Below are 26198 nucleotides of genomic sequence, written 5' to 3'. Positions count from 1 at the left end.
TGCATGGCAACAACAGTAAAAGTACTCGCTAAAGAATTAAAACGTACCGCGCCAGACCTCTTGGAGCAGTTGAAGGCGGCCGGTATCGAAAAAGGTTCTGAGGACGACAGCATTACCGAAAAGGACAAAACTGTCCTGCTCGAGCATTTGCAAAAAGCACATGGCAGCGCAGATTCTGGCGCGCGCAAAAAGATCACCTTGATTAAGCGTGAGAGCTCAGAAATTCGTCAAGCAGATTCTGCTGGACGTACTCGCACAGTGCAGGTTGAGGTTCGTAAGAAGCGTGTACTAGTAAAAGCGGGTGATAAAGCTCCTGAGGTAGCACCAGAAGTTGCTCCAGAAAAAGCAGAAGTTAAAGCTGCGCCAGCTAAACCCGTTATCTCTGAAGAAGAATTAGAGAAACGCGCAGCTGAAGCGACACGCCAGGCCGAGCTATTGGCTCGTCAAGAAGCGGAAATGAAAGCAGCCGAAGAGGCGCGTCAAAAAGAAGTTGCCGCTCCGGTAGTTAAAGAAGAAGCGCCTTTAGATGCAGCCCCAGCTGCTGCTGCAGCTGCTGCAGAGAAAAAGGCAGTCGCAGATAAAGCTGCAAAAGATTTGGCTGCAAGCAAAGAAAAAGAATTGGCAGATATTCGTGTTCGTCGTGCTGCAGCTGAAGCTGAGGCATTAGCGATTCGCGACATGATGAGTGCTCCAGCTCGAGTTCTCAAAGCGCCTAGTGAAATTGCTGCTGAAGAAGCCAAAAAAGGTACTCTACATAAGCCTGCCAAAGTTGAAGGTGCTGATGATAAGAAGAAGGCTGTTGCTAAAGTTGGCGGCAAGACCATCAAATCTGCTGAGACATCCTCCACTTGGCAAGAAGAAGGTGCTAAGAAACCTGGAGGCTTAAAGACTCGTGGAGATTCATCTGGTGGTGTCGGTGGTTGGCGCTCAGGCGGCGGTCGTAAGAAGCAACGTCAAATCGCAGAAGCGAACGTTGATACCAACTTCCAAGTGCCAACAGAAGCTATTGTGCGTGATGTTCACGTACCAGAAACTATTACTGTTGCTGAGTTAGCTCATGCAATGGCGGTAAAGAGCGCAGAAGTGATTAAGCTCCTGATGGGTATGGGCCAAATGGTCACTATCAATCAAGTGCTGGACCAAGATACGGCGATGATCATCGTTGAAGAAATGGGTCACAAAGCCTTTGCTGCAAAACTGGATGATCCAGATCTAGATCTCGGTACAGATGGTCATGACGCAGAGTTATTGCCACGTCCTCCAGTTGTAACGGTGATGGGTCACGTTGACCACGGTAAAACTTCCTTGCTCGATAAGATTCGTGCTGCCAAAGTAGCTACTGGTGAAGCTGGTGGCATTACTCAGCACATCGGCGCATACCACGTGGAAACTCCACGCGGCATGATTACCTTCCTTGATACTCCGGGTCACGAAGCCTTTACGGCAATGCGTGCTCGTGGTGCTAAGGCGACCGATATTGTGATCTTGGTAGTGGCTGCTGATGACGGCGTTATGCCGCAAACAAAAGAAGCGATTCACCATGCGCTCGCAGGTGGTGTACCTATTGTTGTGGCTATCAACAAAATTGATAAGCCAGAAGCGAATTCAGAGCGCGTTAAAACTGAATTAGTAGCAGAACAAGTGGTTCCTGAAGAATACGGTGGCGATGTGCCATTTATTCCAGTATCTGCAAAAACAGGTGAAGGCATTGATGCGCTTCTTGAGAACGTTCTGTTGCAAGCAGAGATTCTCGAACTGAAAGCACCTAAAGATGCGCCAGCACAAGGCTTGGTCATTGAGGCACGCTTGGATAAAGGTAAGGGCCCAGTGGCAACTATCTTGGTTCAGTCAGGTACATTAAAGCGTGGCGATATGTTGTTGGCGGGTTCAACCTATGGTCGCGTCCGCGCCATGTTGGATGAAAACGGTAAACCATGTAATGAAGCAGGCCCATCTATTCCGGTAGAGATTCAAGGTTTAGGCGATGTTCCTGCTGCTGGTGAGTCAGTGCAAGTAGTTCCTGACGAGCGTAAGGCTCGTGAGATCGCACTCTTCCGTCAAGGTAAATTCCGTGATGTGAAGTTGGCTAAACAGCAAGCATTCAAGCTTGAAACCATGATGGAAAACATGGAAGAGGGTGCGGTTGAAGCTAAGTTATTGCCGTTGATCATTAAAGCTGACGTGCAAGGCTCTCAAGAAGCTTTGGCTCAATCATTAATGAAGCTTTCCACTCCAGAAGTGAAGGTTCAAATTGTTCACGCGGGCGTTGGTGGCATTACTGAAACTGACGTAAACTTAGCTGTTGCTTCGAAGGCTGTTATTTTCGGCTTCAACTCTCGTGCAGATGCGGCAGCTCGCAAATTGGCTGAGAATAATGGCGTAGATATTCGTTATCACAACATCATCTATGACGCAGTAGATGAAGTGAAGTTAGCTTTAAGCGGTATGTTGACTCCAGATAAGAAAGAAGAAATCACTGGTCTCGTAGAGATTCGTCAAGTCTTCTTGGTATCTAAGGTTGGTGCAATTGCTGGTTGCTTGGTTGTTGATGGAATCATCAAACGCACATCTAGTGTCCGTCTCTTGCGTGACAACGTTGTTGTTTGGACTGGTGAGCTGGACTCTCTCAAGCGCTTCAAAGATGATGCTAAAGAAGTTCGTGCCGGTGTTGAATGCGGCCTGTCATTGAAAGGCTACAACGATATTAAAGAGGGTGATCAGCTTGAGGTGTTTGAAGTCACTGAAGTTGCACGTTCACTCTAATTAATATGCATAAGACTAGTCCCCATCGTAACCAGCGTCTCGCAGATCAAATTCAGCGAGACCTGGCCGAGCTTATTCCGCGTGAATTGCGTAGTCCGAGCTTGGGTTTGATTACTTTACAAAGTATCGAACTCACCCCTGACTTGGCTCACGCTAAAGTGTTCTTTACTGTTTTGGGTGCTGAACCTGAGCATGCTTTAAAGGCGCTGCAAGAAAAAGCAGGGTACTTGCACTCACTATTGTTTAAGCGTTTGCATATCCATACCGTTCCTACATTACATTTTCACTATGACAGCTCAGTTGAGCATGGCATAGAAATGTCTCGATTGATCGATCAAGCTGTGGATAGTGACCGCAGCAGCAGTGATCAAGTAGGCGAGACCAAGTAATTCATGTCTATTCGGATCGACGGCGTAGTGCTACTAGATAAACCCGCTGGAATGAGTTCACAGGGTGCTGTTACTGCTGTAAAGCGTGCCTTTAATGCTGACAAAGCTGGCCATACTGGAACCTTAGACCCAATGGCAACTGGCTTGCTTCCGATTTGTCTGGGCGAAGCAACGAAGTACTCACAAGATTTGCTTGAGGCCGATAAAACTTATATTGCACAAGTGAAGTTTGGCTCGCGTACTGATACTGGTGATGCTGAAGGTCAAATCATTGAAGAGCTGCCTTTGCCTGCATTTGCAAGTGACGCAGAAATAAAAATCGCCTTAGAAGCATTGCTCCCGAAATTTACTGGCCCGATTTCTCAGGTGCCACCAATGTATTCCGCGCTCAAGCGTGATGGGAAGCCTTTGTATGAATATGCTCGTGCTGGCGTTGAGTTAGAGCGCGCTCCACGAGATATTACGATTCACTCCATTCGTTGGACCAATATTGCTTGGCCTGAAGCCACTTTAGAAGTGAGCTGTAGCAAAGGCACTTATATTCGTGTGCTAGCCGAAGATATTGGTAATACTCTAGGTTGCGGTGCTCATTTAGTAGGTTTGCGCCGCACTGAAGTAGGACACTTGAACTTGGAGCAGTCCTTTACGATTGAATCGATTCAAAGCGGTTTGCAAAATAGCGCTAACTACATATTGCCTGTTGACGCCTTGTTACAAACATTGCCCCACTTAACGGTGGATGAGCAACAAGCAAAACGTCTTGAGATGGGGCAGCGTGTTCCTCTCAATTTACCTTCCATCGAGGCACTAGTACGCATCTATCGCGCTACTGCTGCTCCCCATAACTTTATTGGTACTGCTGATTGGCGGTCTGGCGTTTTGCATCCCAAGCGCTTAATCTCTTCTGCCCATTAAACAAATTTGACTTATTCACCCACTAATCTTAATTAACCCGAATTTATATTCTTAACTTTAGAAGCTTCACATGACTAAACGCGCACTTCGTAACATTGCTATCATCGCCCACGTTGACCACGGTAAAACTACTTTGGTTGACCAACTTCTGCGCCAATCTGGCACATTCCGCTCCAATGAAAAAATGACCGAACGTGTCATGGACTCAAACGATTTGGAAAAAGAGCGTGGCATTACTATTTTGTCCAAGAACTGTGCGGTTGAGTATGACGGCACACACATCAACATCGTTGATACCCCAGGACACGCGGACTTCGGTGGTGAAGTAGAGCGCGTTCTCTCCATGGTTGATGGCGTATTGCTCTTGGTTGACGCGGTTGAAGGTCCAATGCCACAAACTCGCTTCGTTACTAAGAAAGCCTTGGCTTTAGGTTTGAAGCCAATCGTGGTGATTAACAAAGTTGACCGTCCAGGCGCACGAACTGACTACGTAATCAATGCTACTTTTGAGCTGTTCGATAAATTGGGCGCAACTGAAGAGCAGTTAGATTTCCCAGTGGTGTACGCATCTGGTTTGAACGGTTACGCTGGCTTGACTGATGACGTTCGTGAAGGCGACATGCGCCCATTGTTTGACACAGTGTTAAAGCACGTACCAGTTCGTGATGACAATCCAGAAGGCCCATTGCAATTACAGATTACCTCGATTGAATACAGCACATACGTTGGTAAGATCGGTGTAGGCCGTGTAAACCGCGGAACTGTGAAGCCTTTGATGGACGTAGTATTTATGGATGGTCCTGATGGCGTTCAGCGTAAGGGCCGTATTAACCAGGTATTGAAGTTCCGCGGCTTAGAGCGTGAGTTAGTAGATGAAGCTCAAGCGGGTGACATCGTATTGGTAAACGGTATTGAAGATTTAGCAATCGGTACAACGATCTGCGCACCAGATGTTCCAGAAGCATTGCCAATGCTGAAGATCGATGAGCCTACCTTGACCATGAACTTCATGGTGAACACAAGCCCATTGGCTGGTCGTGAAGGTAAGTTTGTTACTAGCCGTCAGATTCGTGAGCGTCTTGATCGCGAACTCAAGTCCAACATGGCTTTGCGTGTAAAAGAAACTGACGACGACACTGTATTTGAAGTTTCTGGTCGTGGCGAATTGCATCTCACTATCTTGGTAGAAACAATGCGTCGTGAAGGTTACGAATTAGCAGTTTCTCGTCCACGCGTTGTGTTCCATGAGGAAGATGGCGTGAAGATGGAGCCGTATGAAAACTTAACGGTTGACTTAGAGGATACAACTCAAGGCGCCGTCATGGAAGACTTGGGTAAGCGTAAGGGCGAATTACTCGACATGGTGAGCGACGGTAAAGGTCGTACACGTCTTGAGTACCGTATCCCTGCGCGTGGCTTGATCGGCTTCCAAGGCGATTTCATGACCATGACCCGTGGTAACGGTTTGATGAGCCACACATTTGATTCTTATGCGCCAGCCAAAGACGGTATCTTGGGTGAGCGTCATAACGGCGTATTGATTAGCCAAGATGATGGTGAAGCAGTTGCGTACGCATTGTGGAAGTTGCAAGACCGTGGTCGTATGTTTGTGAGTCCTGGAGATCCTTTATACGAAGGTATGGTGATCGGTATTCATAGCCGTGATAATGACTTGGTTGTGAACCCAATTAAGGGCAAGCAATTAACCAACGTTCGCGCCTCTGGTACTGACGAAGCGGTTCGCCTTGTTACCCCAATCGCAATGAACTTGGAATACGCAGTAGAGTTTATTGATGATGATGAATTGGTTGAAGTAACGCCGAAGAGCATTCGCATTCGTAAGCGCTACCTCAAGGAGCATGAGCGTAAAAAAGCGTCACGCGAGTAATCTCACTCAGGCTACACAACAAAAGTCACCTCAGGGTGGCTTTTGTTCTTCATTGAAATCAAAATAACAAATTAACTATTAATAGTTATCAATAAATTAAGTAAAAATAGATCCTCATGCTGCCATCGATAGAACAACGCCTTGCCCAAGAACTTTCTGCTAAACCTGCTCAAGTGGCTGCAGCTATAGCCCTGATGGATGAGGGTGCGACCGTACCATTTATCGCTCGTTACCGTAAAGAGGCTACTGGCGGATTGGATGACACGCAATTACGTTTACTAGAGGAGCGACTTAGCTACCTTCGCGAACTAGAGGATCGTCGTAAAACGATTGTTGCTTCGATTGAAGAGCAGGGCAAGATGACGCCAGACTTACTTAAGGCCATCATGCTGGCAGAAGATAAGACACGTCTAGAAGATCTCTACCTGCCATATAAGCCTAAGAGAAGAACTAAGGCACAAATCGCACTAGAAGCTGGCTTGGAGTCATTAGCAAATGATTTACTCAATAACCCGAATCTCGATCCAGAAATAGAGGCTGCTAAATATCTTAAGGAAGCGTTTCAGGTAGATGGCACTGATAATCCTGGGGTGCCGGATACTAAAACTGCCCTTGAAGGTGCCCGTCAAATTCTGATGGAGCGCTTTGCTGAGGATGCTGCATTAGTGCAATCCCTTCGCATCTACTTGCAAGATCATGGTGTAGTAGATTCCAAGGTGATTGCTGGTAAAGAGCAAGAGGGTGAGAAGTTCGCTGATTACTTTGATTACTCCGAGCCAATCAAAGCGATTCCATCACATCGTGCCTTAGCCCTATTTAGAGGTCGTCGCGAGCAGATGTTGATGGTCAATCTACGCTTAGATACCGAAGAAGAAAAACTCAAGTGGGATGCCCCTCATAATCCTTGTGAAAACCGCATTGCTAATCATTTCAAGATTAAAAATGACGGTCGTCCAGCTGATGCCTGGTTAGCAGATACTGTCCGCTGGACTTGGCGCATTAAGTGTTCTTTGCATTTAGAGTCAGAGCTGATGACAGCACTGCGTGAGCGCTCAGAAACCGAGGCAATTAACGTATTTGCCCGCAATCTAAAAGATCTTCTTCTAGCGGCACCTGCCGGTCCAAGAGTGACCATTGGCCTTGACCCTGGTATGCGTACCGGTGTGAAGGTAGCAGTAGTAGATGCCACTGGCAAAGTGGTGGATACCGATGTCATTTACCCACATCAACCCAAAAATGATTGGGCTGGTTCATTACATACTCTGGCAAAGCTGGCTGAGAAACATAATGCCACCTTGATCTCGATTGGTAATGGCACCGCATCTCGTGAAACAGATAAATTGGCGCAAGAACTCATTAAAGCCAAGCCAGAGCTCAAACTCACCAAGATCGTGGTCTCTGAAGCGGGTGCTTCGGTTTACTCGGCTTCTGAATATGCTTCAAAAGAATTGCCAGGCATGGACGTCTCATTACGTGGCGCTGTATCCATTGCACGCAGATTGCAAGATCCGCTTGCAGAGTTAGTCAAGATTGATCCGAAATCGATTGGCGTCGGCCAGTATCAGCATGATGTGATGCAAACCCAATTAGCAAAATCATTAGTAGCGGTGGTGGAGGATTGTGTGAACGCGGTAGGTGTAGATGTCAACACAGCCTCTGCTCCTTTGCTAGCAAGGGTCTCAGGCTTAAGCTCTACTGTTGCTGAGGGCATCGTAGCGTACCGTGACAGCAAGGGTGCATTTAAATCGAGGGCTGATCTCAAGAGTGTTCCACGCCTCGGCGAAAAAACGTATGAGCAAGCTGCTGGCTTCTTACGCATCATGGATGGCGACGATCCACTAGACGCATCCGCAGTTCATCCAGAATCCTATCCTTTGGTAGAAAAGATTCTGAAGGATATTAAAAAGGGGGTGAAAGAAGTGATTGGCGATGCTAATTTACTCAAATCACTCTCGCCAGAAAAATATGCTGATGGTCAGTTCGGCCTTCCTACAGTGACTGACATTATTAAAGAACTAGAAAAGCCAGGTCGTGATCCGCGTCCAGAATTTACTACCGCAACCTTTAAGGATGGCGTAGAAAAAATTAGCGATCTCAAAGTGGATATGATTTTGGAAGGCGTAGTCACGAACGTTGCTGCCTTTGGCGCCTTTGTTGATATTGGCGTGCATCAAGACGGCCTCGTTCATATTTCTGCGCTGTCCAATACTTTCGTAAAAGATCCTCATACCGTGGTTAAGGCCGGGCAGGTAGTAAAGGTTAAGGTGCTGGAGGTAGATGAAAAGCGCAAGCGCATTGCATTAACGATGCGCTTAAGTGATGAGGCTCCAAGGGAGGGCGCTAAAGCAGGAGTAAAGCCAGAGCAAAGATCCTCCAATCGTCCTAAGTCAGCTGAACCCAGAAAACCAAAAGAAGACAGAAGACAGGCGCCTCCTATGAATAATGCAATGGCAGCTGCATTTGGGAAGCTTAAGAAATAGTACTTTTTAGAGAATTTCTCCCTATGGGCCAGTAAATTCTCTAAACTACTACTTTGAATGTTTAATCACAAAATACAAGGATTACCGTGAGAATGTCCCAATCTATTTTCCGCATTGCAGCAATTTCGCTGTGCGCATTAGGCGTTAGTATTTCTGCTGCAAAAGCAGCTGATTTCCCTGGCGATCGTCCAATCACTTTGGTGGTGCCATTCTCTGCTGGTGGTCCAACCGATAAGGTAGCTCGTGAACTTGCTCTGGCAATGGGTAAGCAACTTAAAGGCCAGGTGATTGTCGATAACAGTCCAGGTGCTGGCGGTACGATTGCTGCTAAGCGAGTGATTAATTCCAAGAACGATGGTTACACATTATTGATTCACCACATTGGTATGTCTACTGCCCCAGCTTTGTATAAGAACTTGGGCTTTGATCCAATGAATGACTACGAGTATGTTGGTCAAGTTGCTGACGTACCCATGATTTTGGTTGGCAATAAAGATTTGCCTCCGAAAAACTATCAAGAGCTTCTCCCGTACATGAAGGCAAACGTAGGCAAGATTGCTTATGCCAATGCTGGCGTAGGTTCTGCTAGTCACTTGTGCGGCTTGTTGTTCATGAGCCGTATTCAGTTGGATTTGACAACTGTTCCTTACAAAGGCACTGCACCTGCATTGACCGATTTGATCGGCGGCCAAGTGCAATTGATGTGCGACCAGACAACTAACCTGTCAGGTCAGCTAGCAACCAACGCGGTGAAGCCGTACGGAACAACTACGATGCAGCGCATCAAAGCTTTTGAAAAGATTCCAACGCTTAATGAGCAAGGATTGAAGAACTTTGAAGTGAAAGTTTGGCATGGCGTTTATGCACCAAAAGGCACTCCTAAGGCAGAGATGGATAAGTTAGCTAAAGCATTGCAAGGTGCTATTCAAGATCCGCTTTATAAGCAACACATGGCTGAGTTGGGTGTAGAAATCCCATCCCAAGCAAATGCAACTCCAGAGGCCTTTAAAAAGCACTTGAAGGCGCAGATTGATTTGTGGACACCAATCATTAAGAATGCTGGCATCTACGCAGACTAAGCATCAATGACCCACATTAATAAAAGCCGCCTTCGGGCGGTTTTTTATTGCTCTACTTAGGGTGTAATTTAAACTAACTAAATACAGTAATTTGCTAATGGAGTTTATGAAAGTCAATTCAGAAGGGGTCTCAGCATCACGGGTATATTTGCCTGCTGATCAAGCTCATTTGAACTTGCTGGCATTCTTTGTTACCCAATTTCCACACATTGCCGAAGATGAGTGGGTGAATCGCTTTAATGAAGGGCTTATTCTTGATCAAGATGGCCAAACATTAACGGCAAGTAGCCCTTATCTACCAAATAGTCATCTACTGTACTTTAGGCGTCTTGCCCGTGAGCCTGAGATTCCATTTGAAGAAGAGATCCTCTACCAAGATGAACATATCCTAGTGGCGGATAAACCCCATTTCTTACCGGTCACACCAAGTGGTCTTTATCTTCATCAGACCTTGTTAAGTCGAGTCAAGAAAAAAACAGGCATACAAACACTCAGTCCGATTCATCGAATTGATCGTGATACTGCTGGCTTAGTAATCTTTTCCGTAAATCCAACTGAACGCGCTCAATATCAAAACCTATTTAGAGATAGAGCAGTTAAAAAAGTCTATGAAGCTATAGCGCCATATTCTGAATCGCTAGCTAAGAAGTTACCAATGACGTATCAAAGCCGCATTGAAGAGTCGGAACACTTTTTGCAAATGCAAGAAGTGGAGGGTGATTCAAACACGGATACGCTCATTGAACTCGTTCAAGAAAAAAATCCATGGGCTAGATACAGACTCACTCCTGGTAGTGGCAAAAAGCATCAGCTTCGCTGCCACCTTAATGTGCTTGAGGTCCCGATTAAGAATGATCAGATCTATCCTGTTCTGACACCTTATCAAGAATATGACTTAGATTTTTCTAAGCCCTTACAGCTGCTAGCAAAAGAAATAGCCTTTGTAGACCCCATAGATGGGCTAAACAGGACCTTTAGCAGCGCTCAAGAGCTAGTACTTTAGTTCGCTAGACCATTGATTTGGGGGCTTTGGAGAGGGTATTGCACCAAAAATAGGCATAGATTCTAGTAAAGTATTAGCTCTTAAGCTAATATGCCAGCCATGTTGTCTAAACCCCGTTACCGCTGGCTGTTGAATCGCTTGAGGCACCAGCCAACAGGTCTGGAAGAGTGCAGCCCCGATCTCATTGTTGAGTATTCCAGGGCAACTGGAGCAAAAGTTTTTTACCGCACCAATGACTATCCTCGCTGCCCACAATTAAGTCGTGATTTTGATAAGCTCGTAAAGCATAAATTAGCAGCACGCAAAAGATCATTTCTATATGACCTCAACGGATTTATGGTGGCTCCAAGAGCAACATACGTATATCGGTTAACGCCTGTGTCTGCAAATTCACTTACTTGGGTTGATCGGGAATGATGCAAATGAACAGTATTGATAGTCTATTTGGGATCAAGCCAAAATTAGCGGTACAACTTGGATTTGTTTCGCTATTTCTAATTTTAATGATCGATGTTCTATCCCCTGATGATTATCGATTAGTTTTGCTCTATCTATTTCCTGCTGCAATCATTGCATTGAATGCAAAGTCAATGAAAGTGGTTATTGCAGCTCTAATTATCACTACCTTATTTGAAAATTACTTCCTTCTTAGAGATGGCTATTTCCCCATCTACTTTACGAAGATAGAGGTATTAAACATCTTGATCCGCTTCCTGGCCACCCTATTAATCATGTGGCTAGCCAGGTCGCTTAGGCGCAGTCAATTACGCGTGAACATGCTTGCAAATACGGATTCATTAACGGGTTTATGGAATAGGCGCTGGGCTCGTATCGTGATAGAGCAGGCTATCGCAGGTCTAGAGGGGCGTAGTGAGATATTTTCTGTTGCGATGATTGATGTTAATGACTTTAAAAAGATTAATGATGTTCGAGGGCATTTGGTTGGTGATCAGGTGCTCACAAAGATTGCGCATACCTTGATGAAATTTTCATCTGAGAATGTTATGTTTTTCCGACTGGGTGGCGATGAGTTTTTGATTGTTGCATTAAAGGTAAATGAGCAAGAAGTGAATCGCATGTGTGGCGATATCGTTAAAACAGTCAACCAGACGATGCATGACTCTGCATACCCGGTAACCTTAAGTATCGGTATGGCCACATACAGCGATACACCGCGAACCGTCTCAGAAATCCTGCATGAAGTAGATTTAGAGATGTATCGCCATAAAACTGAAGGCAAAAATCCTCAATAAGATGCTTCAAATAGAGTTATCCATTGAGGCTCTACAGATTTAGGCTTTCAGGGCAGCAAAGCTTTGGGCTTGGGAGCGATGCCAATACAACTCAAATACCCTTGGTAGATTCAGGCTTGGATCTATATGTTCCGCTTTGAGTAGAAGGCCTGCAGGCATTTCAGGTAGCAAAAAGGATAAAAGGCGTACCTCATGCTTATTAATACGACGGATGATATGAGGAGCATCAATTTCACCGGGGTGATTTAGGCCCGCTGCCTCGACCAGCTCTTTTAGGGTCTTGAGTGTTTCATTGTGGAAGTTATAAACACGCTCAGCCTTATTGGGGACCACTAAAGCTTTCTGACGCAATGGATTTTGCGTGGTGACGCCAGTAGGGCAGTTGCCCGTATTGCAAACCTGCGCCTGAATACAGCCAATCGAGAACATAAAACCACGGGCGCTATTACACCAATCGGCGCCCAGTGCAAAAGCGACTGCCATATCAAATGCGCTAATGATTTTTCCTGCACAACCAATTTTGATTTGATCGCGTAAATTTGCACCCATTAGGGTGTTGTGAACCAGGCGCAGACCTTCTTGAAGCGGGGTCCCCACATGATTGGTGAACTCGACTGGTGATGCACCAGTGCCGCCTTCGGAGCCATCCACCACAATAAAGTCTGGATGAATGCCCGTCTCAAGCATTGCTTTAACAATGCCAAACCATTCCCAAGGGTGACCCACGCAAAACTTAAATCCAACCGGCTTGCCGCCTGATAAATCACGTAATTTCTTTACAAAGTACATGAGTTCAAGCGGGGTGGAGAAGGCGCTATGTGAAGCTGGGGATATGCAAGCCTCACCTTCCTTTACACCCCTTGCAGCGGCGATCTCAGCCGTTACCTTTGATCCGGGTAGGATGCCACCATGCCCAGGCTTAGCCCCTTGGCTCAGTTTGATCTCGATCATTTTGACCTGGGGATCTAGAGCATTCTCAGTATATTTTTCTGCATTAAAACTACCATCAGAATTGCGGCAGCCAAAATAGCCAGATCCAATTTCCCAGATAAGGTCACCACCATGTACGCGATGGTATTGAGAAATCGAGCCTTCGCCGGTGTCATGAGCAAAGCCACCTTTTTTGGCGCCAAGATTTAAAGCCAAAATAGCATTCGCACTCAGTGAGCCAAAGCTCATCGCTGAAATGTTGAAGATGCTGGCTGAATATTTTTGTGTGCAATCCTTGCCGCCGATATCGATGCGGAAATCATGGTTAGGAATGTGGGTTGGGGCTAAGGATTGATTAATCCACTGATAGCCAGGGGCCATGACATCTAATGTAGTGCCAAATGGAATTTGATCAGGAACTGCTTTGGCTCGTGAATAGACTAAGGTGCGCTGTTCTTTGGAGAAGGGAGTTTCATCGTTATCACCCTCGATAAAGTACTGTCGAATTTCTGGGCGGATGAATTCCAGCATAAAACGCAAGTGACCGATAACGGGGTAGTTGCGAAGAATGGCGACTTTGGTTTGAACAAGGTCGTAGATTCCGACGACAGTTAGAAAACCAAATAGTATGAAGAGGCGATAGGCTTGTTGGTGTAACTCTATAGAGGCAAAGCTCGCTACGGCCCCAATAATACAAAGTCCAAAAGGAATGTAACGAATCGGTAGATATTTATTGGGGGATATGGCCATAATGAGCTTAAATGTAGATGGACTAAGTATATGAATTGAATACTAACCAAACATTTTGACTTAAATCAAGCCAAATAGTGCTTCATTAGTGATTTTCCGGAGATTCTCAAGCATTGCAGGAGTATTCTCAAAGGAGTAGTTCATATTAATAATAGGAAGAATATGTCATTAAATCACGCAGTTATTTGGATTGACCATAAAGAAGCTCACGTCATGTTTTTGAGCGCAGAGGCTAGTGAAGCCGAAATCATTCGTAGCAAAACTACCCATGCGCATTTGCACCATAAGGCAAATGAAGTGGGCAGTGGCAAACTAGCTCTAGATCATAAGTACCTACATTCAGTGATTAATGCTGTGAATGAATCTAAAGAAATTTTGATTCTTGGCCCAGGCTCTGCAAAATTAGAATTAATTAAACACGCGCATAAGCATGATGCCAAGATTGCTGAAAATATTGTTGGTATTGAAACGGTTGATCATCCGAGCGATAAAGAAATTCTTGCCTATGCACGCAAGTTTTTCTATAAAGCAGATCAGATGTTATGAAAATTGAATTTATTGGTCCGCCAACTTTAATGGCTGATCTAGGCATCAGTTATCTTGCAAAGCTCGATGGCAAGGATCTTGAGTGCCAATTTAGTTATGAGGCCCTGGAGGATGTTGATCCCGATAGTATCTTGGGTGACCCATTGGATCATTTTATAAAGCATCAACTGAAACTACTTTCCGTTGCTGAAGCCAAAATTACTCAGGGACACAGTCATAATGGCGTGCTACAAATTCATAGTAATGATTTGGTTATAGATTAAATTTCGCAAACAGTTAGATGAGGGGAAATTGCAAATGACTAAAGCAGCTAAAGAAGAATTGGGTCCAGATGGACTCCCTGGACATGATTACTTTCTAGATGCAGTAAATCATATTGATGAAGCTGTTGCGAACAATACGATTGCGGCTGGGGCAGCCAAAGGAATCATCTTTAGTCTGGTGGAAACCTTGGGCGCCATGGTGGGTGATCCTGATCTACCAAATCATCTGAAATCCGGCTATATGGGGGCTTTGGATCTCGCGGTTGAGTTAGAGGCTAAACTCGCTAAATTGCGTTAATCAAGTAGCTTTTTTGTTTTACAGTAAGGGCAACTTTGGTTGCCCTTATGCATTTAAAATGACGGTCAATATTTATTTATCCGAAGTTCATGACCAATACCCCAAAGAAACGTCTTGCAGTAGCGCCCATGATGGAATGGACGGATCGTCATTGCCGTTCTTTTCATCGCACGCTTACTAAAGAAGCCGTTCTTTATACGGAGATGGTGACTTCTGGTGCCTTGATGCATGGGGACGTCCCGCGTCATCTTGATTATTCTCAAGATCAACACCCAGTCGTTTTGCAGTTAGGTGGATCAGAGCCTTCCGATTTAGCAAAGTCTGCCGAGCTAGCGCAGCAGTGGGGCTACGATGAAATTGATCTCAATTGTGGTTGTCCATCAGAGCGCGTGCAACGTGGGGCCTTCGGCGCATGTTTAATGGCTGAGCCTAATTTAGTGGCTGAGTGTGTCCGCTCAATGAAAAGCGCAGTAGACATTCCAATTTCCGTAAAGCATCGTCTAGGCTTGGATTCGATGGATGCTGAGAATTCTGAGGTCGATTATCAATTTGCGCTGAACTTTATTCTGGCCGTTGCAGATGCCGGTGCAAGCCAAGTAACAATTCATGCTCGTAATGCTGTGCTTAAAGGTTTATCGCCAAAAGAGAATCGTAGTAAACCACCATTACGTTATGAAGTGGCTGCAAAACTGAGGCTAGATGCACAAAAGCAATTTCCAAATCTCAAAGTGTTGCTCAACGGTGGCTTAGAAACGAATGAGCAAATTGCCGGTCACTGGAATGACTTTGATGGTTTCATGGTTGGAAGAGCTGCATATCATTTTCCGGCGCTGCTTTTAGGTTGGGATGACATGATCAACACGGATGGCGATGCTGCTGGTTATCTTTTTAGTGAAACCGAGTGGCACCGCATTCAAATTGCATTGGTGAAACAAGTTCACGCTTGGTTTGATGAGTGCCAGGCCAAAGGTAAGCCTTTTTATATCGGCGCATTCACAAGACACATTCTCGGTCTAGCTCATGGCAGGGCAGGATCACGGTATTGGCGTCAACGCCTCTCGGATCATCATGCATTGGCCAAAGTCCAGAGCAAGGCGGCGATCACCGACTTTTTCATAGATGCGAGCTTATGTCTTGGGGATTGGGCCGCTTTTGACTATGAAAGTGCCTAAACACAGCCTGTAAAGGGGTGTTTTTGACAGGTTTTTGGGCAAAAAGCTATAATCTAGGTCTTCAGTGGCGGACGTAGCTCAGTTGGTAGAGTCCCAGATTGTGATTCTGGTTGTCGCGGGTTCGAGCCCCGTCGTTCGCCCCACAGTATTAAAGCAAAAAGCCCCTAAATTGGGGCTTTTTGCTTTTTGGCAATAAGCGCTTATTTCTTATTGCGAGCTGATCTTGCAGACTCGGCAGCAAGATTAGACATCTTCACGGCTTCAGCGGCTGCTATCGCGGCTCGTTTAGTCGCCTCGGCTGCTTCGGCAGAAGCCAAGATAGATGACTCTTCAGCCTGATGAGCGACTGCGGCGGCAGCAGCAGCAGCTGCTGCAGAGGCAGCGGCAGCAGCCTCAATGGCAGCCTCAGCAGAGGCGGCAGCAGCATCAGCAGCAGCTTCTGCTGCATCTACTATTGCCTCGGATGCAGCTAACTTAGCGGCAGTGGCGCAATTCTTTGCGGAGAGAGAAGCCTTTTCGGCAGAAACAGCTGCTCTTTTAGCCGCCTCTAATGCGCTAGAGGTCAGTTCCTTTAAAGTCCCCAAGGCCTCGGCATAGCGGGCGTTTACCGTAATGTAGCCCTGCCTTAGATTGCTGACCTCTGTCTCAAGGCTAATCAGCTTTGAGTAAATTTTCTCTATATCGTCTTTCATGGATCCTTAATGATGAAATTTCATTTTTATAGTCCGCTTATTTATGATTAATAGCAAGGTTTTTATAGGTTTTAGATCCATAATTAAGATATGAATGCAAAGTCCACAATTGACTCCGATCTATCTTCCGATGCGTCTGTGCGCGAGGAGCTGGAAAAGCGTGGTTGGGCTTTGTCTGCGTTTTCAGAGGCAGCAGCAACCCTCGCACGAGCAACCTCTACCGAGTTATTAATACAAGAAGTTTGTGATGCTATCGCGCTGCTAGGCCCTTATAAACTAGCTTGGGTAGGAGAGGCTGTACATGATGAATTTAAAACCGTTCGGGTTGTAGGAGCAGCTGGCTCTGCGGTTGGTTATATCGAGAATATTGTTGTTAGTTGGTCTGAGACTGAGTCTACGGGTAGTGGACCGGCAGGCAAATCCATTCGCAGTAATCAAACTTATGTAGTGGTTGATGGTGAATTGGATCCTGGATTTATTACTTGGCGTGAGCGTGCAAAACAGTTTGGCATTCGTTCTGTAATCGGTTGCCCCATACCCGATGGCCAAGATGACATTCCATATGGATCTCTATTGGTTTATTCAACACTGCCTAATAGTTTTGGGGATTCAGAAATTAAATTGTTTGAAGGTTTAGCGAAAGAGATTGGCTTTGGTCTTCGCTCGATTGAGCGGCAGCATAAATTAGACGATCAAATCCACGAAAAGGAATTAACGCAAGAGCGACTCGCTGGAGCGTTGCGAGCCACGATTGAAGCGATGTCTAAAACCATGGAGTGGCGCGATCCTTATACAGCTGGCCATCAAAAGAGGGTAGCCATGATCTCGATGGCGATTGCCCGTCAATTAGGCTGGGATGACGAGCGTATCCAAGCCTTATACATGGCCGCGATGGTTCACGATATTGGCAAGATGGCAGTCCCTTCCGAAATCTTGACAAAGCCATCGCGCTTAAACGATATAGAAATGCAATTGGTGCAAGGTCACGTAGAAGCTGGTTATCAAATTTTGAAAGATATTCCTTTTCCTTGGCCAATTGCTGAGATGGTGTATCAGCATCACGAGCGTTTAGACGGCAGTGGATATCCAAACAAGCTGGTAGGCGAACAAATCTGCGAAGAGGCTCGTGTTCTGGCTGTTGCCGACACCATCGAGGCAATGGCTACGCACCGTCCATATCGCCCGGCCAAGGGGTTGAATGCCGCTTTAGAGGAAATCAAAGCTGAGTCTGGAGATAAGTTGGATGTCAAGGTAGTAGAAGCTGCTTTGAAGCTGATTGAAAATGACAATGAGCTGCAAAACATCGTTGAAAACCAATGATTAGTTCTCAATATATAGCGATTGCCGCCTATGTCTTGGCAGTAGTCGCTCAAATTTGCGCTGCAGTTTGCGCACTCAGTCTATTTTTTAAATCAAAAAGTTATCGTTTAGCTAGTGGCGCATTGGCTGTTGCCTTTGCTCTTATGATCGGCAGGCGAATTTCACCGCTATTGCATTTTTATGCTGATGCCTATTACAACGTCTGGGATGCTCTACTGGCCTTAGCTATCTCCCTGTCTATATATCTTGGTGTAACACAGTTCAAAAAAATTATTTTTGAACTGGAGTTGAAGAACTTCATGCTCGATAGTGATGCAAAAACTGATTCTTTGACGCAAGCCTTAAGTCGATCAGAAACGTTTGTGCGAGCTGAATTGGAAATAGAAAGAGCGCTTCGTAATCGCGGCCCCGTCGCCTTTCTCATGCTCGATATCGACCACTTTAAAAATATCAATGATGAGTATGGTCATCCATTGGGGGATATTGTTCTGACGAATCTGGTCAAATTCTGCCAAGAAGAACTCCGTGTAATTGATATCTTTGGGCGCGTTGGGGGAGAGGAATTCTTCGTGGTTTTGCCTGGTGATGGAGCTGATTCGGCGTTTGAAGTTGCTGAGCGTTTAAGGAAAAAAGTGCTTTTATCCCCTTGCGCTATTACTAAAGGCAAAGAAATCTTTATTTCAATCAGTATTGGGGTGGCAAGCTTTAACCCCATAAGCCATGGTGAAACCAAGGCAGGCGTGGTTTTGAGGGATTTTTATGCCAAGGCAGACAAAGCCATGTATTCAGCCAAGTCAAAAGGTCGCAATAGAACTGAGCTTTGGAGCTAATAGACCTCTAAAATAGGCTTTGTTCCCTCTAATTCCCATAGCAATGCAAAAAAAGCGAAACATTATTGATGTCACTATGAATGCAGTTGATGGCATCAAAGAGCTCATCTTGCAAAAAGCGGCTCGCCGAGAACTGCTTTTAGTTCTCATTGCCATCGTTTTTTTCTGCTATCGCCCCAATGTATATACAGTATTAATTGCGGTGCTGTCGCTAGTTCTACTAGCGGTTGAGGCCCTCAATACTGCAATTGAAAAGATTTGTGATTTGATTTCCCCAGAAGAGCATCCAGAGATTAAGAAGATTAAAGATCTTGGTGCGGCAGCAGTCATGATCATCTTGGTCGCAATCGGCTTAATTTTTATCCGCTACCTATCGCCATATTTTTAATGGGCAATTTTTTAAGCGCCTTTCATATACACATCATTCCTAGAATGGATGTGGAGTCATCGGATGAAACAACTAATCATGCTGAACGCGAGAAGCTGATTCTTCTGATTGCAAAAATTTGTAAAGATTTTCGTGGCACTGCCTCTGAAGAATCCCAAGACACTTTGATTTATGGATTTGAGCAAGTCAGTTTCGCGGTCCAGGCTGCTATGGCCATTCAAATAGAGGCGGATGCCTTAAATGCAAAAAATCATTTAGCCCCCATTGGCTTGGCGTCGATTGGGATTGTTTCTCTGATTAATCCATTTACTGGCTTGAGGGAAGAGGAGCGCTCGATCCAATTGGCATCGTTCATGGCTGAGGCTGCTGGCCCTGGAGAACTTTATCTATCTGAGGGCGCGCATGATTCCTTAAAAAACCCAGATTCACTTCTCTGTCGCTTTACGCGGCAATTGCTCAGGACAGGCGAGGATAGAGCCCTCAATGCCTATGAAGTGTTTTGGAATCCAACTGAGGTTGACCCTGGAAAATTGCATAAAGATCCCAATGCAATCGATATGGAGATTCAGCCTATTCGCTCTTTTGGTTTGAAATTGGTTGCGGGAATTCTGCTGCTCTTCTTTGGGGTGCTCCTCCTTACCGTGGGCTATGAAGCGCTATGGGCCTGGTTTTTATATTTGGTGAATCGCTAATGTTTATGCGCGATCGTCATTTTAGGATTACCGCAAGCTTGTTCATGTTTGCGTTCGGCATTGGTGTCATGATTTACTTTGCCGAGGAATTGCTCAATCTTGGTGGCCAGCTCTATTTAGGTTGGGGATCTTTCTTCGTCATCTTCTTAATGTCGAAAGTTAAGTATTTCCGCAATCAACCTTGGCGTTCTTTATTTATTGTTCTGGCGCTATTCGTTAGCTGTCGATATATCGCCTGGCGGATCTTCGACACCTTAACGTATACCGGTTTCTTTGATTTTATCGGCACCGCTCTGTTGTTCCTGGCGGAGCTATATGGATTCACCTTATTCCTGCTAGATATGTTTGTGAACTTCTCGCCAATGTCTAGCGAAGTTATTCCCTTATCTCAAGATGAGTCTTCTTATCCATCAGTGGATATCTTTATTCCTACTTACGATGAGTCTGAAAGCATTGTTCGCATGACGGTGACAGCCGCCACCCAGATTCAATACCCTAAAGAAAAGCTCAATATTTATATCCTGGACGACGGCGGGACTCATGCTAAGCGTCGCAGCAAGGAAAAGGGGCACCAAGCCTGGAGACGCCATTACAACTTAAGAAAGCTTGCTAAAGAGCTGGGTGTGCATTACATCACGCGGGACACCAATCAGAAGGCTAAAGCCGGAAATATCAATCACGCTTTGCAGCATAGTAATGGCGACCTGATTTTAATTTTGGATTGCGATCAAATACCAACAAAAGATATTTTGCACAACACAGTAGGGCAGTTTTTAAGCGATCCCAAAATGTTCTTGGTGCAAACACCGCATTTCTTCATCAATGAAACTCCAGTCAATAACGTGATTACTGGCGTTTCTAATCGCCCGGATGAGAGCGAGATGTTTTATCGCAAAATACAGCCAGCCATGAATTTTTGGAATTCGGCGTTTTTCTGTGGCTCCGCAGCGTTGCTGCGCCGTAATTACCTGATGGAAGTAGGTGGCATTGCCATTAAGACAATTACGGAAGATTGCGAGACTTCACTTATTCTGCATGCGCATGGCTATAACAGCAGCTATATCAATAAGCCCATGGTCTGCGGTCTTTCCCCAGAGACTCCGTCTGACTATCTAACCCAGCATTCTCGCTGGGCCAAGGGGATGCTCCAGATCTTGATGCATTACAACCCCTTATTTATGCGCGGACTGAGTCTGCCGCAACGTTTGGCCTATTTTTCTTCATCGTATTCTTGGCTTTTTGGATTCGCGCGCTACATCTTTTTCTTGGCGCCTTCAGCATTCTTGATTTTGGGCCTTAATGTTTATTCGGCCAATTGGCATGAGATGGTGGATTTCACAGTTCCTTATGCCTTGAGTATTTTGGTGGTGATCTCTTACTTCTTTGCTGGTTCGCGACAACTTTTCTTCTCAGAAATTTATGAAACCGTTAAAGGATTCAGGATGATTCGAGAGCTCATGCCCGTACTTTTAAATCCTTGGAAGCAAAAGTTCTTGGTAACTCCAAAGGGAATCACCTTAGAAAAAGAGCAGCTCAGCTGGGATGCCTTCCCATTATTTATCCTGGTAACCATCAATGTCGTTTCAATTCTTATTGCCGCCCTCCGCTGGCATTACGAACCCATTTGGCATGACAACATCGTTATCACCGCAATATGGTGCTGCATCAATATTTGGTTGGGCTTAATGTCCCTGGGCGCATTTTGGGAAAAGCGCCAAGTCAGAGCTTATTACCGAATTGGTGGAGGCGGAACGGTCACAGTGCTTCGTGGTAACGGACTACCTGTTATCGAAGCAAATTTGGAGGATGTTTCGGTAAGCGGCATTGGGTTTGTTCTTCCATTCAATACGGATCTCAAAGTTGGCGAATCTATTCAATTAGCCGTAAATGATAGTTATGGAAATGGATATTCATTCAAGGCAAAGGTAGTTCGACTTCAACGCGAAGTCGACCATTATTTTTGTGGAACCCAGTTTGTTCCTGAGCAAATTGGTAGTCCTGAAGCGATTGCTTATGTCTATGGAGATAGTGGCCGCTGGCAACGGATATGGGATGCTAGCGCAGAACTTAAGCACTCAAAACTTCAGCTGTACTTATTAACCAAGTTAGGTTTTCGTGCCATTCGCGAAAACTCCGCTGGTTATTTTGCGTATATAACAAAAAGCATTGGCATTTTTATCGCGATGCTCTTTAACCCTTACTTTTGGTTTTACGCAATCACTGGTCTAGTCAATTGGATTATTTATCTATTCTATTTATTTGCTGTCTATACCATTGGCTTAGTTGACCATGAGAAGGCGCGAACCTTCCCCCGCTTGCAGGCTGGCCAAAAGATGACGGTGTACTTTCCTAAGTTGGACGCTACTTTGGAGGGTTGGCTCTTTGATATCTCCCTAACGGGTGTGGGCATTAAAGTGAACCTACCTTTTCTGATTGATGACAATGAATTGATAGAAGTTTCTGTGTCTGGTGTATTAAAGACACAGCAGCGCATGGATTGCATGATTCGCCGCGTCATAAAAGAGGGCGACGAAGTCATTTTGGGCGCTGAATTTATTGTGGACAACAGTAATTTCTTCAGGATTGTGAGCTTTGTTTATGGCCAAGGATCGAAAATGGTATTTTCTTTGGCGATTCAGAATTTAAGGCGCATTCTGGCTTATCTCTTTTTCACAGGCGAGCTAAAGGATGAGCGCAAGAGCCTCGCTTCATCTTCTAAGTCCCTAAGCAAGTAAATAAGTAAATAATTCTTTTGAAAATTAAAGTCCTTCATCTCTGCTTAAGTCTTACATTGCTTGCTTCAGTTGGGGTGGGAGAGTTTGTCTATGCTTCAGAAACAACCCTCAGTAGGCAAGAGATTGCAGAGGCTAGAAGGGCATTGACCCAAGCTACTATTCTTCAAAAAAGTGGCAAGCCAGCTGAGGCAAATGCATTTCTAAAAGAGAAGTTCCCGAATGGACCGCCTGCGGGTGATCTAGCAGTTGGATATTACAAAATTATTGCTAGCTTGCCGGGCGGCTGGAATGAGGCACGTTCGGGGTTAGAGAGCTTGGTTAAATCCGACCCAAAAAACTTGCAGTACTCCTTAGCTTTAGATACCTTATTGGGATCTAAGCGAGAGACTCGTGATCTTGCCATTCATAATTTGGCTGAAACCTATCAAGTTCGCAAAGTGGATAAGCAGCGCGTGCTTCAAGTGTGGCGAGAAGTGCTCAATGCACAAGAGATTGGTCCCGACCTGATTCCGCTTTATGAGCAATATCTAAAGTTAGATCCTCATAACCAAGAAATTACCGGTCGCTGGATTCTTGAGAAGGATGCGCTTGAAGAGCGTAAACGTATTGCAAATGATCCTTTGCTCAGACGTCGTCAAGTTGGCCTAGATCTATTGGACAAGGGTGACATCGTAGGGGCGGAAGCGCCGCTGATGGATACGCTTAAAGCGCGTCCAAAAGATTATCTGGCGTTAGGAGGCATGGGCCTCATTCGGATGAGGCAAGGTAACTACGAAGAGGCCGCCGCTTACTATCAGAAAGCCTTGGCGCTCAATCCTGAAAATAGTGGCAAGTGGAAGAGTCTTATATCTACGAGTCAGTACTGGGGACAAATTCATCAAGCTGAGGACGCAAGAGATAAAAAGAATTACTCCTTAGCAATGGAGAAAATCCGTGCAGCCATCAATCTTGAACCGCAAGGTGCAGAGGCGATCGCTGTATTAGGAACCATTGAGGCTGATCGTGGCAATAGCAAGGAAGCTGAAAAGCAATTTCGAGAAGCCTTAGCCATTGAATCAGATAACGGCATTGCATTACGAGGCTTGGTTCAGTTATTAATTAATGCTGGCAAACGCGATGAAGCACTAGCTTTGATTAATGCTCAGGCTCCCGAGAATAGCCCTGCTGGCAAAGGATATGATTATTTGCGAATCAAGATTTTGAGTTCTCAGGCAGATGAATTGGTGAGCAAGGGACAAGGAGAGGCCGCTATTCCTTATCTACAGCGTGCATTAAAGCTGGACCCACCAAACCCCTGGCTGCGCTTTCAATTGGCTGGAGTATATGAGGGATTGGGATCAGTCGACAAGGGCTTAGCCGTGATGAAAGAGGGCTTACGACTTGCCCCCAATGATCCCGAGATGACAAATGCGAACGTACTGTTCTTATTGAGTGCGGATAAGGCAGAAGAAGCATTAAGTCTCATGCGCAGTGCGCTATCCAAACCTTCCGCAGATGTAAATTCACTCCGCTTAACATATGCCAACGTACTTAATCGCCTGCAACGTGATGATGAGTTAAACCCTGTACTGCAACAACTTGCCAAAGCCCAGTTATCAGCTGGTGATAAGCTCAAATTTACTCAGATACGTCTTGATTTTGATATTCGCCAAGCGCTCAAAGCGGGCGATACTCAAAAAGCCATCGTTCTTCTAAAGCAGGCAATCGCACTAGACAAGGATGAGATTTGGTTGCGCTTGGATTTGGCGCGTTTATACGCAAAGCTGCATCGCCCAAAAGAGGGTATCGCAATATTTGATGCTTTTCTGAAGACTCATCCCAATAGTGTTGAAGGTTTATACGCTTATGCTTTGTTCTTGTCTGGCCTCGAACAAAATCAACCAGCATTAAAGGTCTTGGAGCGCATTCCAGCGGCAGACCGTACCCCTAAAATCATCCGCTTTCAAAGGGGTGTGTGGGTTGATTTACAACTGACCCAGGTAAATAGACTAAATGCCCAGGGAGATAAAGCAAAAGCAATCGCTCAGCTCAGCGCGCTCGAAATCGAAGTCTCCAATGATCCCGACCTTTCTTCCTTAGTTGCGCTGATGTGGGGCAAAATCGTTAAAGTAGAGCAGGCTAATGCGCTCTTTTCGAAGATAGAGCAATCCACTCCAAATCTTTCTGTTGAATGGCATTTGCGTTATGCCAATTACCTCCTCAATAATGATCAGCCAGAAGCATTTCAGAGGGAGATGGCACTTGTAGCCGCTCAAAAATTAAGTCCAGGCCAAAAACAAGACTATGACGATCTTCAGGAGGCAGCAGAGCTTAGGGCAATTGGTCAATATATTCAGTCTGGCGATATTCAGTTAGCCAAACAAAAGCTACAACCGCTGATTTCTGTAACGCCGAATAATTACAAGATGATGTATTTGGATAGTCAGATCCAAAGAAGAGAAGGTTACCTAGATAAAGCAATCGACATTGAACAGCGTGCACTTGCCCAGTCCCCAGTGCCGCTCTCTAGCTACCATAGCCTATCTACACTCAAGCCAGTCGCAAGCCCATCAGGCGTTTCTGTATTTCAGATCGAGCCACCAATCTTGGAGCCATCAGCTGTCGCATCAGGCAGCGCATACCAATATAAGCAGATGGCTGACATGATTGATATGCGGACTAATTGGCTTGATACAGCTGTCGATTATTTATCCCTGAACGGTACGCAAGGACAGTCATATTACCGCGCCACTGAGATTCCCTTGGAATGGAAAATGCCATTGCGTTCAGATGAAAGGGTGACTTTCAGGGCTGACCAGGTCAATATCAATGCCGGCACGATTGATGCAGGTAATTCTTATCAAGTCAAAACATTTGGCACTATGGCCACCGTCTGTGGAGGTGCAGCTAGCACCGGAAAATGCCCGACTGGTTACTCAAATCAATCTGCATCCGGCACCGCCCTGAACATCGGGTATGAGAAGCAAAACTTTAAAGCTGATATTGGTACCACTCCATTAGGTTTCCTCACTCAAAACTGGATTGGCGGAGTAAAGCAGAAGTTGGATCTCGGTCCCGTGGGCGTCTCCTTAGAATTAGCCCGTCGCCCAATGACAAGTACTTTGCTCTCTTATGCGGGCACTCGTGATCCTGTTACTGGTTCAGTCTGGGGTGGCATGGTTGCCACTGGCGGAACGGTGGGTTTAAGTCTGGATCAGGGTGGCACCTTTGGAGGCTGGACATACTATCGAGCGCGCAGCCTCACTGGCACAAATGTACAGAGCAATAGTGATAATCAGTTTATGGCTGGTCTGAACTATCGAATCATTAACGAGACTGATCGCCAACTCTCCAGTGGTCTGACTGGCATGCTTTGGGGATTCAAGAGAAATGCTGGTGAGTTTACTTATGGGCAGGGTGGTTACTACAGTCCGCAAAGCTACCGCTCTGTGACACTACCACTAAATTACGCGCAACGTTTTGCTCGCTTCTCTTATGTGCTTGGCGGTTCAGTTTCAACCAACTGGTCTCGCACTGATGCTGCGCCATACTTTCCAACAAATAGTGGCTATCAAGCTGCTGCAGCCTCATTGGGCAATACAAATACCTACACTGCAAGCTCAGGTCCCGGCAGTGCTTATTCATTATTGGGTGCCTGGGAGTATCAAGTCACGCCATCCGTCTTTGTTGGCAACCGATTAAAGTTGGAGCGCTCGCCTTACTATGCTCCGAATAGTTTTGTTTTGTATGTCCGGATTGCGCTGGATGGTACAGCGCCAAATCCTGTACCTTTGCAAACGCAGCCGGTAATACCGACATCTCGTTTTTAATGG

General features: G+C 45.6%; 21 protein-coding genes and 1 tRNA gene. 20 read left to right on the top strand and 2 right to left on the bottom strand.

Annotated elements, in window-relative coordinates:
* Nucleotides 1-3 precede the first annotated feature (3 nt).
* From infB to ICN20_RS00240, 9 genes are all read left to right on the top strand, one after another.
* Nucleotides 4-2763: a translation initiation factor IF-2 gene (gene infB / locus ICN20_RS00280; RefSeq protein ID WP_216237213.1), complete on the top strand. Its 2760-nt coding sequence runs from the start codon at nucleotides 4-6 to the stop codon at nucleotides 2761-2763.
* Between the two features lie 5 nt (nucleotides 2764-2768).
* The gene (gene rbfA, locus ICN20_RS00275; protein ID WP_216237210.1) at nucleotides 2769-3152 is read left to right on the top strand and encodes a 30S ribosome-binding factor RbfA; all 384 of its coding nucleotides are present in this window, start codon (nucleotides 2769-2771) and stop codon (nucleotides 3150-3152) included.
* 3 nt (nucleotides 3153-3155) lie between these two features.
* Nucleotides 3156-4067, top strand: a complete 912-nt coding sequence (gene truB, locus ICN20_RS00270; protein ID WP_216237209.1) for a tRNA pseudouridine(55) synthase TruB — start codon at nucleotides 3156-3158, stop codon at nucleotides 4065-4067.
* A gap of 70 nt (nucleotides 4068-4137) precedes the next feature.
* Nucleotides 4138-5955, top strand: coding sequence for a translational GTPase TypA (gene typA, locus ICN20_RS00265; protein ID WP_216237206.1), 1818 nt, complete (start codon nucleotides 4138-4140; stop codon nucleotides 5953-5955).
* Nucleotides 5956-6071: 116 nt separating this feature from the next.
* The gene (locus ICN20_RS00260; protein ID WP_216237197.1) at nucleotides 6072-8435 is read left to right on the top strand and encodes a Tex family protein; all 2364 of its coding nucleotides are present in this window, start codon (nucleotides 6072-6074) and stop codon (nucleotides 8433-8435) included.
* Nucleotides 8436-8527: 92 nt separating this feature from the next.
* Nucleotides 8528-9514: a tripartite tricarboxylate transporter substrate-binding protein gene (locus tag ICN20_RS00255; RefSeq protein ID WP_216237195.1), complete on the top strand. Its 987-nt coding sequence runs from the start codon at nucleotides 8528-8530 to the stop codon at nucleotides 9512-9514.
* 106 nt (nucleotides 9515-9620) lie between these two features.
* Nucleotides 9621-10517: a pseudouridine synthase gene (locus tag ICN20_RS00250; protein ID WP_216237193.1), complete on the top strand. Its 897-nt coding sequence runs from the start codon at nucleotides 9621-9623 to the stop codon at nucleotides 10515-10517.
* A 99-nt stretch (nucleotides 10518-10616) separates the two neighbouring features.
* The gene (locus tag ICN20_RS00245) at nucleotides 10617-10934 is read left to right on the top strand and encodes a hypothetical protein (protein ID WP_216237186.1); all 318 of its coding nucleotides are present in this window, start codon (nucleotides 10617-10619) and stop codon (nucleotides 10932-10934) included.
* Complete coding sequence (locus ICN20_RS00240; protein ID WP_216237184.1) at nucleotides 10931-11770, top strand: GGDEF domain-containing protein; 840 nt, start codon at nucleotides 10931-10933, stop codon at nucleotides 11768-11770. The genes ICN20_RS00245 and ICN20_RS00240 overlap by 4 nt, the downstream gene beginning before the upstream one ends.
* 39 nt (nucleotides 11771-11809) lie before the next feature.
* On the opposite strand, the gene ICN20_RS00235 is transcribed toward ICN20_RS00240, so the two are convergent.
* The gene (locus tag ICN20_RS00235; protein ID WP_216237183.1) at nucleotides 11810-13450 is read right to left on the bottom strand and encodes an FMN-binding glutamate synthase family protein; all 1641 of its coding nucleotides are present in this window, start codon (nucleotides 13448-13450) and stop codon (nucleotides 11810-11812) included.
* 162 nt (nucleotides 13451-13612) lie between these two features.
* Between ICN20_RS00235 and ICN20_RS00230 the strand changes: the two genes are divergently transcribed.
* The 5 genes from ICN20_RS00230 to ICN20_RS00210 all read left to right on the top strand — a co-directional run bounded on the left by ICN20_RS00230 (nucleotide 13613) and on the right by ICN20_RS00210 (nucleotide 15872).
* A complete protein-coding gene (locus tag ICN20_RS00230) occupies nucleotides 13613-13996 on the top strand; it encodes a translational machinery protein (RefSeq protein ID WP_216237173.1) in 384 nt (127 codons plus the stop codon).
* Nucleotides 13993-14259: a DUF1488 family protein gene (locus ICN20_RS00225; protein ID WP_216237171.1), complete on the top strand. Its 267-nt coding sequence runs from the start codon at nucleotides 13993-13995 to the stop codon at nucleotides 14257-14259. The genes ICN20_RS00230 and ICN20_RS00225 overlap by 4 nt, the downstream gene beginning before the upstream one ends.
* 34 nt (nucleotides 14260-14293) lie before the next feature.
* Entirely contained in the window at nucleotides 14294-14557 is a 264-nt protein-coding gene (locus tag ICN20_RS00220; protein ID WP_216237170.1) for a hypothetical protein, read from the top strand.
* Nucleotides 14558-14646: 89 nt separating this feature from the next.
* On the top strand, nucleotides 14647-15729 hold the full coding sequence (dusA, locus tag ICN20_RS00215; protein ID WP_216237168.1) for a tRNA dihydrouridine(20/20a) synthase DusA: 1083 nt from the start codon (nucleotides 14647-14649) through the stop codon (nucleotides 15727-15729).
* A 67-nt stretch (nucleotides 15730-15796) separates the two neighbouring features.
* A tRNA-His gene (locus ICN20_RS00210) sits at nucleotides 15797-15872 on the top strand.
* A 57-nt stretch (nucleotides 15873-15929) separates the two neighbouring features.
* Here the strand turns inward: ICN20_RS00210 and ICN20_RS00205 are convergent.
* Nucleotides 15930-16421, bottom strand: coding sequence for a hypothetical protein (locus ICN20_RS00205; RefSeq protein ID WP_216237165.1), 492 nt, complete (start codon nucleotides 16419-16421; stop codon nucleotides 15930-15932).
* Between the two features lie 90 nt (nucleotides 16422-16511).
* Here ICN20_RS00205 and ICN20_RS00200 point away from each other — a divergent pair, with 90 nt between their 5' ends.
* From ICN20_RS00200 to ICN20_RS00175, 6 genes are read left to right on the top strand one after another with little or no spacing between them, the layout of a single operon-like run.
* Nucleotides 16512-17741 (top strand): HD domain-containing phosphohydrolase, encoded by a 1230-nt coding sequence (locus tag ICN20_RS00200; protein WP_255534568.1) that lies wholly within the window; start codon nucleotides 16512-16514, stop codon nucleotides 17739-17741.
* The gene (locus tag ICN20_RS00195) at nucleotides 17738-18571 is read left to right on the top strand and encodes a GGDEF domain-containing protein (RefSeq protein WP_216237163.1); all 834 of its coding nucleotides are present in this window, start codon (nucleotides 17738-17740) and stop codon (nucleotides 18569-18571) included. The genes ICN20_RS00200 and ICN20_RS00195 overlap by 4 nt, the downstream gene beginning before the upstream one ends.
* A gap of 43 nt (nucleotides 18572-18614) precedes the next feature.
* On the top strand, nucleotides 18615-18959 hold the full coding sequence (locus tag ICN20_RS00190; protein WP_216237154.1) for a diacylglycerol kinase: 345 nt from the start codon (nucleotides 18615-18617) through the stop codon (nucleotides 18957-18959).
* Nucleotides 18959-19651, top strand: a complete 693-nt coding sequence (locus tag ICN20_RS00185) for a hypothetical protein (protein WP_216237152.1) — start codon at nucleotides 18959-18961, stop codon at nucleotides 19649-19651. The genes ICN20_RS00190 and ICN20_RS00185 overlap by 1 nt, the downstream gene beginning before the upstream one ends.
* Nucleotides 19652-19656: 5 nt before the next feature.
* Nucleotides 19657-22386 (top strand): UDP-forming cellulose synthase catalytic subunit, encoded by a 2730-nt coding sequence (gene bcsA, locus ICN20_RS00180; RefSeq protein WP_216237150.1) that lies wholly within the window; start codon nucleotides 19657-19659, stop codon nucleotides 22384-22386.
* A 17-nt stretch (nucleotides 22387-22403) separates the two neighbouring features.
* On the top strand, nucleotides 22404-26195 hold the full coding sequence (locus tag ICN20_RS00175) for a cellulose synthase subunit BcsC-related outer membrane protein (RefSeq protein WP_216237148.1): 3792 nt from the start codon (nucleotides 22404-22406) through the stop codon (nucleotides 26193-26195).
* Nucleotides 26196-26198: the final 3 nt, after the last annotated feature.

It is taken from the genome of Polynucleobacter sp. JS-Polo-80-F4 (assembly GCF_018881965.1).
GTDB lineage: Bacteria > Pseudomonadota > Gammaproteobacteria > Burkholderiales > Burkholderiaceae > Polynucleobacter.
The sequence above is the reverse complement of the archived record's forward strand: the minus strand, read 5'-3'. Positions and strand labels throughout refer to the sequence as shown.